The sequence below is a fragment of the Acidobacteriota bacterium genome (assembly GCA_039028635.1).
GTDB lineage: Bacteria > Acidobacteriota > Thermoanaerobaculia > Multivoradales > JBCCEF01 > JBCCEF01.
This window is the reverse complement of record JBCCHV010000073.1, coordinates 18,353-30,482: the sequence shown is the minus strand read 5'-3', so window position 1 is coordinate 30,482 and position 12,130 is coordinate 18,353. Positions and strand designations below refer to the sequence as shown.

Below are 12,130 nucleotides of genomic sequence, written 5' to 3'. Positions count from 1 at the left end.
GCTGAAAAACTCATCGCACACCTGGTGCGGGGCCGGGTTGGGCGGGGCCCCCCCGGCGGGGGGGCGGCGCCGCCGCCGCGACGGGAGAGGAGGCCCAAGAACCGCGCTTCTTGGGCCGGAGCGGGACGCGCAGTCAGGGGCGTGTAGCCCCTCTCGGAACAAACAGCTAGCAGGCGCTGAAGAAGTCGCGAAGCGGACTTTTCAGCAGTCTGCTAGAGCTCGAAGGGCTCCCAGCCGGCGAAGGTCTTCTTGGGCGCCTTCTTGGCGGCCTCCGGCAGGGCGTCGTAGAGCAGCTTGGAGGCCTCCCAAGGCTCCAGGTTGGTCGGCAGCTTCTTGACCGCGCGCAGGGCGGCGATGTCTTCGGCGGTGGTGGGGATCTCGCTGAACATCTCGTGAGCTTCGTCAGAGGTTGGCTTCGAGGGCATCGAGCTCCTTTCCGAGGCCGCGCTTTTCGAAGGCGCTGCGGACTTCTTGGCGGTCGACACCGGGGAGGCTCAGCAGCGACTGGATGTCGGCGAGGTCCTGGTGGCGCCGGGTTGTGTCGTTGCTCACGGCGTGCAGCTTCATGGCGATGAGGTGCTCCGGCTTCGGAATCGGCAGTGAGAAACCCGTGGGTCCGGTCACCTGCTGGCACGACCCGAAGATCGCATCGGCCGTCTCGCCTGCGACGTAAACGAAGTCGACTCGCCCGAGTCGCGGCTCGTGATGGAGATGGTTGGAATAGCCGGCCGAGCGATGAAGGGTCTCGTAGCCCCGGCTCTCGAGGAACTTCACGAGGGACTCTTGGGCGGTGGCATCGACCACGAAGTCGGTGTCGAGGGTTGATCGTGGAATGCCGAGAAAGGCGAGGGCCTGACCACCGATCAGGGCCCAGCGGGACGACGTCCGTTGGAGCTCCGGTTCGATCAGGTTCAGGGTGGCCTGCAAATCCATCTTCTGATCAGACTATCAACTGCCGAGCAAGCTCTCGGCCGATGGGGTTGCGAGGACTACTCCGCGTCGCCGAAGGCCGCCAGGACGTGTTTGGCGATCACCAGGTGCTGGATCTCGGTGGTGCCCTCGTAGATGCGCAGGGCGCGGACGGCGCGGTAGAGGAGGTCGACGGGGTGGTCGTCGACGACGCCGCGGCCGCCGAGGATCTGCACCGCGTCGTCGACGATGCGCTGCGCCGCCTCGGTGGCGAAGGATTTGGCCATCGCCGCTTCGAGGGTGATGCGCTCGGCGCCGTCGTCGGCCTTGGCGGCGGCGCGATAGGTGAGCAGGCGGGCAGCGGTGAGGTCGGTAGCCATGCGGGCGATCTTCTGCTGGGTGAGCTGAAAGCTCGCCAGAGGCTGACCGAACTGCTGCCGGGAGGTGGCGTGGGCGAGAGCCTCGTCGAGGGCCCGCCGGGCCATGCCGCAGGCCGCTGCCGCGACCGTCGGCCGCAGGCGGTCGAGGGTCTTGAGGGCGAGCTTGAAGCCGCCCCCGACTTCTCCCAGGAGGCTGTCCGCGGGCAGCCGGCAACCGTCCAGGAAGAGCTCACCGAGGGGGTGGGGCGCGCTCAGTCGCTGGGCCCGGAAGGTCAGCCCCGGGGTGTCGGCGGGTAGCACGAAGGCGCTGATGCCGCGATGACCGGCCGCCGGGTCGGTGCTGGCGAAGAGGGTGTAGAAGTCGGCCAGGCCGGCATTCGAGATGTAGACCTTGTGACCGTCGAGGCGCCAGCCATCGCCTTCGCGCACGGCGCGGGTCGCCATGCCGGCGGGGTCGGAGCCGGCCTCCGGCTCGGTGAGGGCGAAGCCGGCCATCGCCTCGCCGGCGGCGACCGCCGGGAGCCAGCGGCGCTGCACCGCGTCGGCCCCGGCGAGGGTGATCGGCAGCGAGCCCAGTCCCTGGAGAGCGAAGATCGAGTCGGCGAGGGAAGAGGCGGCGCCGAGGGCCTCGCGGATCAAGCAGCAGGCCCGTAGGTCGAAGCTGTCGGCGCGTCCACCCCAGGCGGCGGGTACGGTCCAGGCACTCCAGCCGCCGGCCCCGAGGCGCCGCAGGATCTCGCGCCCCTGGGCCCGACCGGCGTCATCGTCTTGCGGGTGCGGCAGGGGAGCGATCTCGGAGCCGGCGAAGCGGTCGATCTCGGGAGCTAGCTGGCGGTGACTCGAGGCCAGAAACGGGGCGATCGGCTGGCAGTCGATCAAGAGGTTTCCTCGTCGCCGGCGTCCTCTTGGTCGGCTGCCGTCGCCGGGCGGTCGAACTGCACCGGCCGGCGGTCGCGGAAGGCCTCGTAGGCGGCGCGGAAGTTGGGATCTTCCATGCAGGCGGCCTGGATCTCGACCTCCATGGAAAGTGCCGTTTCGAGGTCGAGGGCGGCCTCTCGCAGGACCATTTTCTTGGTCACCTCGAGGCCGAAGGCCGGGCCGGCGGCGAGCCGCTCGGCCCACTGGTGGGCTTCGCCGGCGAGCTCTTCGTCGCCGGTCACCCGGTTGTAGAGACCGATCCGATGGGCTTCCCGGGCATCGATGAAGTCGCCCGTCATCAGCAACTCCATGGCGCGACCTAGGCCGACGTGGCGGGGCAGCAACCAGGAGGCCCCCATGTCGGCACCGGAGAGTCCCACCTTGGTGAACAGGAAGGCGATCTTGGCGCGCTCCGACGCGACGCGCACGTCGCAGGCGCTGGCGATCACCGCCCCGGCTCCGGCGACGGTGCCGTTGAGGGCACCGACAATCGGCCGCCGGCAGCGCAGCATGGCGAGAATCAGGTCGCCGGTGTTGCGGGTGAAGTCGAGCAGGCCGCGATAGTCGAGCTCGAAGAGGGCACCGATGATGTCCTCGACGTCACCGCCGGAACAAAAGGCGTGGCCGGCACCGGTGAGCAGGATGGAGCGAACTCCGGGCTCCGTGTCGAGGGCCTGGAAGGTGTCCGTCAGCTCGCGGTAGACCTCGAAGGTGAGGGCGTTGAGGCGCTGCGGACGATTGAGCGTGATGGTGGCGACGCCGGTGGCCGGGTCGAGGTCGTAGAGGAAGGACTTGGCAGCGATGGTCATGGCGTCTCCCTTGGCCGGCGCGAGATGGCGTTCAGGCCGGCAGCACGGCGGTGGCTTCGATCTCGACCTGGGCGCCCTCTTCCAGGAGGTCGGCGACCTGCACCAGGCTCATGGCGGGGTAGTGGCGACCCATATGGCGTCGATAGGATTCGCCGATCGCTCCCAGGGCCGCCAGGTAGTCCGCCTTGTCGGTGACGTAAAGGGTCAGGCGGGCGATGTGCTCGGCTTGGCCGCCGGCTTCCTCGACCACCGCCAAGACGTTGCCGAGGGCCTGATCGAACTGCTGCGTGAACTCCGTCGAGACCAGCCTCTGATGGTCGTCCCAGGCGATCTGTCCGGCGACGAACAGCAGCCGGCCGCCGGCCGGCGCCAGGATGCCGTTGGAGTAGCCCCGCGGCGCGCCCAGGCGCTCGGGATTGAGGGCTTCGAGGAGGCTCATGCCTGCACCCCGCCGCCGTCGATGACCAGGGTCTGACCGTTGATGCCCTTGGCCCGTGGATCACACAGGGTGACGGTGAGGAAGGCGACCTCCTCGGGCTCCATCATGCGCTGCTGTGGGCTGGTGCTCTCCATGTGGCGGCGCGCTTCTTCGGCGGTGATGCCGGTCTTGGCGACGATGTGGGCGATGGCGCCGTCCACCAGCGGCGTGTCGACATAACCCGGGCAGACGGCGTTGACGGTCACTCCCTGGGTCGCCACCTCGGCGGCGAGGGAGCGGGTGAAGCCAACCACCGCGTGCTTGGTGGCGGCGTAGGCGCTGATGTAAGCGGCACCGACCTTGCCGGCCACCGAGGCCATGTTGATCACCCGGCCCCAGCCGCGGGCGAGCATCTCCGGCAGGAAGGCTTGAGTGCAGAGGAAAGTCCCGGTGACGTTGACCGCGAAGAGATGGCTCCAGTCTGCGAGGCGAATCGCCTTGAGCGGCGTCGATACCGCATAGCCGGCGTTGTTGACCAGGATGTCGACCGGTCCGAGCTGGTCGCGGGCGGCTTCCGCGAGGGCCTCGATCTGGGCTGGATCGGCGACGTCGCAGGGTACGGCGATGGCCTTGCCGCCGGCCTGGCGAATGGCCTCTGCGACCGCTTCGATCTCGGTGACGGTGCGGGCGCTGACCACGACGGCGGCGCCGGCGGCGGCGAGCGCCTTGGCGACTTCGGTGCCGATGCCGCGGCCCGCTCCGGTGACCACGGCGACCTTGCCGGCCAAGCTCATGGCGATGGCTCCAGGGACTGCTCCATGATGGCTTCCTCCAAGATTTCTCCGAGCACGGCGATGGTGCTGTGCCCCTCGTCGGTGGTGGCGGCGGCGGGATCGCCGAAGTAGGCCTGCGCGCCGCCGGCGGCGGCGAAGCTGTCGAGACCCTGGTGGATGGCCTCGGACAGGGATCGCCAGTTGGGCTCCAGGGAGCGGCGCCGGTGGTCGTCGACCAGCTCCGGGCGTACCGCCATCACCACCGAGCTCTCATATTGGCCGGCGTGGCAAGCACCGCTCTTGAACTCGTCCGTCAGGCGCAGCGCCCAAGGCTTGCGGGTGAGGTTGGGAAACACCACCGCCAGGGGGGTGCTCTGCTTCAGATGCTCCACGGCCTGCTCGATCGCCCCCAGATTGGCGGGATCGAAGTGGGCGCTGGCGATGGCCAGGAGGCCGACCCCTTGAGCCGCCAACGACTCGCCGATATCGATCAGCAGCGCCGTGACCGTTGCCGGCCGCACCGAGATGGTGCCCGGAAAGGCGGCCGCGAAGGGTGCCGCGCTGTAGTCGATGGGGGGCAGGATCCAGGGTTGCCAGGCGTTTCCGGCAACCAGCCGCCGGGCCCCGTCCCGCACCATCGCGGCGGCGATCAGACCATCCGTCTCGAGGGGCAAGTGAGGACCGTGGGCCTCGATGGCGCCGACCGGAAGAAGGGCCGCCAAGCGCTTGCGATCGGCGGCGTCGACCGCCCTCCAATTGCTTTCGGCCCAGAGCTGCGGGGGCTGGCTCATGAGGCCGGCAGGTTAGCACGACGATCGCCCCCTCAGCGGCCGCAGTAGACTCCCCGTCATGTTCGCTTCCCGGGCCAAGCTGCTGGTTGCCGCGGCGCTGTTTTCGACCGGCGGTGCGGCGGTCAAAGCGATCACCCTCAGCGGCTGGCAGGTGGCCGGTCTGCGCAGTGGAATCGCCGCCCTGGTGCTGCTGTTTGCCCTGCCGGCGGCGCGCCGGCGTTGGTCCTGGGCCTCGGTGGCGATCGGCATCAGCTATGCCGCCACCATGATCCTGTTCGTCCTCGCCAACAAGCTGACCACCGCCGCCAACACCATCTTCCTGCAGTCGACGGCACCGCTCTACATCCTGCTCCTCGGCCCTTGGCTGCTCGACGAGCGTGTCCACCGGCGCGACCTGGTCTACATGCTGGCCTTGGCGCTGGGCATGGGACTGTTTTTCGTCGGCGACGAAGGAGCGATGGTGACGGCACCGAATCCGCCGCTCGGCAATCTGCTGGGGGCCGCCGCCGGGGTCACCTGGGCGATCACCGTGGTCGGCATGCGAGCCCTCGGTCGGCGCCGCAACCTCGCCGGCCAGGCGGCTTTCCAGGGCAATCTGTTCGCCTTTCTCTTTTGCCTGCCCTTCCTCGGCAGCGCGGTGACCGGGGCGACCGCCGGAGACTGGTGGACGGTGCTCTATCTGGGGATCTTTCAGATCGGCGTCGCCTATGTGCTGCTGAGCTCGAGCATGCGCCACGTGCCGGCCCTCGAAGCTTCGCTGCTGTTGCTCGTCGAGCCGGTGCTCAGCCCGCTGTGGGCCTGGATGCTGCATGGCGAGGTGCCCGCCGCCGGCTCGTTGGTGGGCGGGACGGTGATCGTGGTCGCGACCCTCGTCAAGACCTGGCTCGACGTTCGCCGCGCCGCCAGTTGAGGCCGGCGCCATGGTGTGCCGCGAGGCGGTAGACTGTAGCCATGGATCGGCGCAGTGGATCACGCTTTCTTTCCGGCCCGCTGGCTCGTCGCGAGGAGCTGGGGCGGGCGTGGCGCATCTTCCGCGAGTTCATTCGCGGCTTTCGGCATTTTCACTTTCTGGGGCCTTGCGTCACCGTCTTCGGCTCGGCCCGCTTTCGCGAAGGCCATCCCCATTACGAGCTGGCGCGGCAGGTCGGTCAGACCTTGGCGCAGGCCGGCTTCACGGTGATGACCGGTGCCGGCCCGGGGGTGATGGAGGCGGCCAACCGCGGCGCCCAGGAGGCTGGCGGTCGCTCCGTCGGCTGCGGCATCGACCTGCCGATGGAGAAGGGCCTCAATCCCTACCTCGATTCCGCCGTCAGCTTTCACTACTTTTTCGTCCGCAAGGTGATGCTGGTGAAGTACTCCCACGCCTTCTTCGTGCTGCCGGGCGGCTTCGGCACCCTCGATGAGCTGTTCGAGACGGCGACCCTGATCCAGACCGCCAAGATCCACGACTTTCCCCTGGTGGTGATGGGGACCGACTACTGGCAGTCGCTGCTCGACTTCATCGCTTCGGACATGGTGGGCGGCGGCACCATCAGCTTGGAAGACTACGAGCGCCTGATCGTCAGCGACGATGTCGACGAGGCCGTCGCCCGGGTGGCGGCCCTCACCGAGCAACGGCTCGGCCCGGACTGGCGTCGCCGGCGCCGGCCGAGCTGGCTGCTGGGGGAGCACGACCCGTTGCCGGCGGACGGGGCGGTCGAAGGTGAGGCCGCTTCGTGAGCGAGGGCGACGCCATGAACGAGATTCCGCTGCGCTCGCAGACTCCCGCCACCATCGAACGGGTCGAGGGTGAGGCGCGCCGCGCCGCCCAGGACTTCCTCGCTACCGAGGAGCCCCTCGAGATCCATCTCGCCGCCGGTGGCGAGGAGCGTACCGTCGCCGTCACCATGAGGACGCCGGGCAACGATCACGAGCTGGCGGTGGGATTCCTCTTCGCCGAGGGAGTGATCTCCGATCGCGGGCAGGTGGCCGCCATCGAAAGCGTCGGCGCGGTGCGGCCGGGGTGCTCGAACGTCGTGCGGGTCGAGCTCGTCGGTGACGAGCTGCCGGACCTGGCGCCCCTCGAGCGACACTTTTTCGCCACCAGCTCTTGCGGCGTCTGCGGCAAGGCGGGGCTCGAGACCTTGACGCTGCGGGGTGCCCGGCCACTGCCGTTGGGTTTCGCGATCGCCTCCGACGTGGTGCGCTCCCTGCCCGACACCCTGCGCGGCGCCCAGGGTGTCTTCGACTCGACCGGCGGCTTGCACGCCGCGGCCCTGTTCTCGGCCTCCGGAGAGTTGGTGGCGGTGCGCGAAGACGTCGGTCGCCACAACGCCCTCGACAAGCTGGTCGGTTGGGCCCTGCTCGAAGACCGCCTGCCGCTGTCCGACGGTGCGGTGCTGGTCTCTGGCCGCTCGAGCTTCGAGATCCTGCAGAAGTGCCTCGTCGCCGAAGTCCCGGTGGTGGCGTCGGTGTCGGCCCCGAGCAGCCTGGCGGTGGATATCGCGCGGCAGTTCCAGATCACCTTGATCGGCTTCCTGCGCGCCGGACGATTCAACGTCTACGCCGGTGCCGCCCGTTTGCCGGCGTAACGATCCTCGGCCTCCAAACGCCAGTGGGGATGAGGCGCTCGAGAGCGTCTCGGAGCTGGAATCCCTGTGTGCAGCCTGGAGGCAACCGTCCGAAGATGGCTCTGCCTCCGGCCTTTTTTATCTCCCTCTTCCCATTCTTCAGGTTGCCGAGACCGTCCGATAAAACGGACGTTCTGTCCTCTCGCCGTGTGGTTTTTCGTAGTCGCAGGCGGGAGTCGCCGCTGGCCGCGGCTGGCACCGGTCTTGCTCATCTATTCGGAGTGAGAACGTTCCATGAGCCTGTGAGAGAAACCGCTATGAAGATCCCTTGCCGTCGCCTGTTGGCGCTTTTTTGTTTGTTCCTCTGCCTGTCCGGCTGCCTCTCGGTGCGAGCCACCGGCACGGTGGCCTCCGGCAACCACCTCGGAGGTCTCGAGGTGCGAATCTTCGCCGACGATGACGATCGCCGGGCCGGCATCCTCGGCCCGCGGCATATCGAAGCGGTGCTCGAACGCGATCACCAGGGCGGCTGGGAGCCGATCTTCCGCGCCCTGTCGCCGGCGTGGTCGATCACCGAGCTGCCTCCCGGTCGCTATCGCCTGCGTTTGCCTTCGAGGCTGGACGAGGCCGGCTACTCCGTCGACCTCGAGGATGCGGGCAAGATCTTCAAGGTTCGCCGGGGCGAGGTGACGCAGGTCGAGGCCACCGTCGAGCACGTGCCGCGGGGCTTGATCGCCGCCGGCGTGGTGACGGCGGTGGTGGCGGGCATTCTGCTCCACGAGTGGCTCGACGATCACGATCTGCCGCTGCCGCCGCCCCCGCCGCCGGCCCTGGTCGAGGCGGCCTTCCACATCACCCTCGATCTCGCCCTGTGGGCGACCTGGGAAGGGGGAGCGCCCCGCGGGCCGGACCTGGCGCCGGTGGTGACCTCCCACTTTCCGGAAGCGGACTCGCAGGTCGAGACCCGGCGCCCGCGTCTGGTGTTCGCCCTGTCGGAGCCCTTGACGATGGTCGATCTCGCCGCTGTCCAGGTGACCGTCGACGGGGTGCCTTGGGAGGGTGAGACCTTCTACGACTCCGAGACTTGGTGGGTGACCTGGGAACCGCTGGAGGACCTGCCGCGGGATGCCGCGGTCGAGGCCTTCCTCGAGCCCTCCGGCATCGCCGACAGAGCCGGCAACCCGCTCTTCGGCGAGGCCAGCTTCACGTTCCGTACCGCGCCCTGAGGTTGGTTCGGGAGCGCTTTCCTTGGCTCGGGTCGAGGGTGCCGTTATGATGGCGTAAATGGAGCGTAAGTCAGCGAATGTCCGCGGTCGGGGCGCCGGCGTCAATCCCGTCGGGCGCTTCGAGCGCCTGCGGGTGGTCTCGGACCAGCCGCCGCCGGAGCGGGTGATCACCGAGCTGCGCCGCGACAGCAGTCGCTCGATCATCGCCCGCAACGACAGTCCGGACATCCCCTTCGACGCATCGATCAATCCCTACCGCGGCTGCGAGCATGGCTGCAGCTACTGCTACGCGCGCCCGACTCACGAGTACCTCGGCTTCTCGCCGGGCCTCGACTTCGAGTCCAAGATCCTGGTCAAGGAGAACGCTGCGGAGCTCCTCCGCCGCGAGCTGTCAGCCCCGCGCTGGCGACCCCAGACGCTGGCCCTCAGTGGCGTCACCGATCCCTATCAGCCCGCCGAGGAGCGCCTGCGGATCACCCGCGGATGTCTCGAGGTCCTGGCCGAGGCGCGCCATCCGGTGGTGGTGGTGACCAAGAGTGCCCGGGTGCTGCGTGATCTCGACCTCCTGACCCAGTTGGCTCGCTACCGGGCGGCGGCGGTTTGCCTCTCGATCACCACCCTCGATGGTGAGCTGGCGGCGCGCCTCGAGCCGCGCGCTTCCCATCCGCGGCGCCGGCTGGAGGCGCTGCGCCGGCTGTCCGACGCCGGCGTGCCCTGCGGTGTCCTGATGTCGCCGATCGTTCCTGGCCTCACCGATCACGAGATCCCGACCCTCCTCGCCGCCGCCTCGGAGGCCGGAGCCGGCTTTGCCGGCTATTTGATTCTGCGCCTTCCGGGGGCCGTCGGCGAGCTCTTCGAGGATTGGCTCGAGCGCCACTATCCGGAGCGCAAGGACAAGGTCCTGAACCGCCTGCGCTCGATGCGCGACGGGCGCCTCAACGACCCGCGCTTCGGCCACCGCTTCCGCGGCCAGGGCGCCTTTGCGGAGCAGATCCGCGACCTCTTCCACGGTCACCGCCGGCGCCTCGGCCTCGACCGCCGCGGCGTCGAGCTCTCGACCGCCGCCTTCCGCCGGCCGCCCGGGCGTCAGCGGACCCTGTTCGATCTGTAGGGTGGTCGCTCGGGCGCCGACCTGTGGAATGATTCCTCTGCCCGCAGGTTCGACTCGTCGGGGCCGAGGACTCGCGCCATGAAACATCTCCTCTTGATTGTCACGCTCCTGGTGCCTTTCGGCTCTGCCGGGGCGACGCCGGCAGCGGATTCCGGACCGCTCAACCTGGTGCTGGTGACCCTCGACACGCTGCGTGCCGATCATCTCGGGGCCTACGGCTACCAACCCGCGCGGACGCCGAACTTCGACACCCTGGCCGGGCGCGGCGTGCTGTTCGAGCGCTGCGATACGGCGGCGCCGATCACCCTTCCCAGCCATGCCTCGATCCTCACCGGCCTCGAGCCGCCGCGCCACGGCGTGCGCGACAACGGCACCTTCGTCCTCGAGGAGTCCTTCGACACCCTTCCGGAGTGGCTTGCGAAGGCCGGTTACGACACCGGAGCCGCGGTGTCCTCGGTGGTGCTGGCGAAACGCTACGGTCTCGCCCAGGGAGTTCGCCGGTGGGATGAAGAGCTGGTCGCCCGGCGACGTGGGCTGGCGGCCGAGGAACGGGACGCTCGGGAGGTCACCGATGCCGCCCTGGCGATCCTCGAGGACCTCGAGGGGCCATCCTTTCTCTGGGTGCACTACTACGACCCCCACGTCGACTACCGGCCGCCGGCGCGGCTGAGAGAGGGGCAAGGGGGCAAGTTTCCGGACTATGACGCCGAGATCGCCTATGTCGACGAGCAGCTCGGCCGGCTGCTCGCGGCCTTGCCGGAGCGCACCCTGGTGGCGGTGGTCGGGGACCACGGTGAGATGCTCGGCGAGCATGGCGAGAAGACCCACGGCGTGATGCTGCACCAGGGAGCGCGGCGGGTGCCCTTCGTGCTCGCCGGACCGGACTTGCCGGTCGGTAAGCGGGTCCGCGAGCTGGTGCGCACCATCGATCTGGCGCCCACTCTGCTCGATCTCCTGGGGCTGGCGGTTCCTCCGGACCTCGACGGCGTCAGCCTGAAGCCGCTGCTCGCCGATGGGCGCAGCGACGACTTCGCGCCGCTGGTTTCCTACAGCGAGAGCTTCCTGCCTTTGTTCTCGTACCGCTGGTACCCCTTGCGCGCTCTTTCGGACGGCGATTGGCTGTTCGTCGACGCACCCGCGGCGCGACTCTTCGATCTGCGTCGGGATCCGGCCGAGGAGACCGATCTGGCGGCGCGTCGGAGCTCCGATCTGGAGCGCTGGCAGCAGGACTTCCGACAGCGCCTCGAGGCCTGGGGGGAGCTCGACGACCTGCCGCAAGCAGGAACCGTCCCGGACGAGGACCGCCGGGCCCTGGCGGCCCTCGGCTACCTTTCCGGCGCCGGCAAGGCGGACGATCTCGTCGGCTTGCCGGATCCCTACGAGGTGGTCGATATCGCGGCCCAGCTCCACGACCTCGGTGAGCTGGTGGCGAAGGACGACTGCGCCGAGGCCCAGAAGCCGTTGCGCGCCATCCTGCGGCGCAATCGCGAGAACCTGCCGGCCCTCAACATGGCCGGCATCTGTCTGATGGGGCAAGGCAAGTACGCCGAGGCGCTGCCCTACTTCGAGCAAGCGGTGGCGGTACACCCGGACTCGACCATTGCCCGGGCCAACGTCGCCGGTTGCCTGCTGCGGCTGGGGCGGCGGGACGAGGCCGAAGTCGCCTATCGCGACACCTTGGAACGGGACCCGGGCGTGCCCCAGGCGGTCGCCAATCTGGCTCGGCTATTGCGCGAGAAGGGCGACACGGCGGCGGCTCTCGGCGTCCTCGAAGCAGGCTTCGCTGCCGGTGGCAATCACGGACGCTGGTATCTGGAGCGCGGCCTGAGCCTCGCCACGGCTGGCAACGTGGCGCGGGCGGCGGAGGACTTCGAGCGCGCCTTGGCCGCTGATCCCCTCGACCTCGAGGCCCTCGAGAACGCCGCTCGGGCGGCCTACCACCTGCGTCGGCCGCGGCGCGCCGCCGACCTCTATCGGCGACTGGCCGAGCGCACCCCCGGCCGATCCGATCCCTGGAAGACCTTGGGAGCCATTCAGCTCAACGATCTCAACGATCTGCGGGCGGCCCGGCAGAGCTTCGAACGAGCCCTGGCCGTGGAGCGTGATCCGGTGCAGCGGGCGGAGCTCTCCGAGCTTCTCGCCGAGCTACCGCGCTGAAGTTTCAGGATTCTCGTGGGAGGTTTGCATCCGCTCCCCGCGGCGACGTACCATGAACCTTTGGGGGCCAATCCGAAGAGAGGTTTTTC

13 protein-coding genes are annotated in these 12,130 nt (G+C 68.9%); 6 read left to right on the top strand and 7 right to left on the bottom strand.

Going from position 1 to position 12,130, the window contains the following annotated elements:
* Window positions 1-212: 212 nt before the first annotated feature.
* The 7 genes from AAF604_22260 to AAF604_22230 are packed head-to-tail and all read right to left on the bottom strand — an operon-like array spanning window position 213 to window position 4,998.
* A complete protein-coding gene (locus AAF604_22260; protein ID MEM7052406.1) occupies window positions 213-389 on the bottom strand; it encodes a hypothetical protein in 177 nt (58 codons plus the stop codon).
* Window positions 390-402: 13 nt separating this feature from the next.
* Complete coding sequence (locus tag AAF604_22255; protein MEM7052405.1) at window positions 403-933, bottom strand: nucleotidyl transferase AbiEii/AbiGii toxin family protein; 531 nt, start codon at window positions 931-933, stop codon at window positions 403-405.
* A gap of 56 nt (window positions 934-989) precedes the next feature.
* Window positions 990-2,168, bottom strand: coding sequence for an acyl-CoA dehydrogenase family protein (locus AAF604_22250; GenBank protein ID MEM7052404.1), 1,179 nt, complete (start codon window positions 2,166-2,168; stop codon window positions 990-992).
* On the bottom strand, window positions 2,165-3,016 hold the full coding sequence (locus tag AAF604_22245) for an enoyl-CoA hydratase family protein (GenBank protein ID MEM7052403.1): 852 nt from the start codon (window positions 3,014-3,016) through the stop codon (window positions 2,165-2,167). The genes AAF604_22250 and AAF604_22245 overlap by 4 nt, the downstream gene beginning before the upstream one ends.
* Window positions 3,017-3,047: 31 nt before the next feature.
* Window positions 3,048-3,455 (bottom strand): RidA family protein, encoded by a 408-nt coding sequence (locus AAF604_22240; GenBank protein MEM7052402.1) that lies wholly within the window; start codon window positions 3,453-3,455, stop codon window positions 3,048-3,050.
* Window positions 3,452-4,228, bottom strand: a complete 777-nt coding sequence (locus tag AAF604_22235; GenBank protein ID MEM7052401.1) for a 3-hydroxybutyrate dehydrogenase — start codon at window positions 4,226-4,228, stop codon at window positions 3,452-3,454. The genes AAF604_22240 and AAF604_22235 overlap by 4 nt, the downstream gene beginning before the upstream one ends.
* A complete protein-coding gene (locus AAF604_22230) occupies window positions 4,225-4,998 on the bottom strand; it encodes a creatininase family protein (GenBank protein MEM7052400.1) in 774 nt (257 codons plus the stop codon). Before AAF604_22230 ends, AAF604_22235 begins: the two co-directional genes overlap by 4 nt.
* Before the next feature lie 58 nt (window positions 4,999-5,056).
* Here AAF604_22230 and AAF604_22225 point away from each other — a divergent pair, with 58 nt between their 5' ends.
* The 6 genes from AAF604_22225 (at window position 5,057) to AAF604_22200 (ending at window position 12,041) form a co-directional block, all read left to right on the top strand.
* Window positions 5,057-5,908: a DMT family transporter gene (locus AAF604_22225; GenBank protein MEM7052399.1), complete on the top strand. Its 852-nt coding sequence runs from the start codon at window positions 5,057-5,059 to the stop codon at window positions 5,906-5,908.
* A gap of 41 nt (window positions 5,909-5,949) precedes the next feature.
* Complete coding sequence (locus AAF604_22220; GenBank protein ID MEM7052398.1) at window positions 5,950-6,717, top strand: TIGR00730 family Rossman fold protein; 768 nt, start codon at window positions 5,950-5,952, stop codon at window positions 6,715-6,717.
* Window positions 6,718-6,731: 14 nt separating this feature from the next.
* On the top strand, window positions 6,732-7,568 hold the full coding sequence (gene fdhD, locus AAF604_22215) for a formate dehydrogenase accessory sulfurtransferase FdhD (GenBank protein MEM7052397.1): 837 nt from the start codon (window positions 6,732-6,734) through the stop codon (window positions 7,566-7,568).
* A 296-nt stretch (window positions 7,569-7,864) separates the two neighbouring features.
* Window positions 7,865-8,773 carry a hypothetical protein gene (locus AAF604_22210; GenBank protein MEM7052396.1) on the top strand — a complete coding sequence of 303 codons (909 nt, stop codon included), beginning with the start codon at window positions 7,865-7,867 and terminating at the stop codon, window positions 8,771-8,773.
* Window positions 8,774-8,831: 58 nt separating this feature from the next.
* Complete coding sequence (locus AAF604_22205) at window positions 8,832-9,884, top strand: PA0069 family radical SAM protein (protein MEM7052395.1); 1,053 nt, start codon at window positions 8,832-8,834, stop codon at window positions 9,882-9,884.
* Window positions 9,885-9,962: 78 nt separating this feature from the next.
* Window positions 9,963-12,041: a sulfatase-like hydrolase/transferase gene (locus AAF604_22200; protein MEM7052394.1), complete on the top strand. Its 2,079-nt coding sequence runs from the start codon at window positions 9,963-9,965 to the stop codon at window positions 12,039-12,041.
* The last annotated feature ends 89 nt before the right edge of the window (window positions 12,042-12,130 follow it).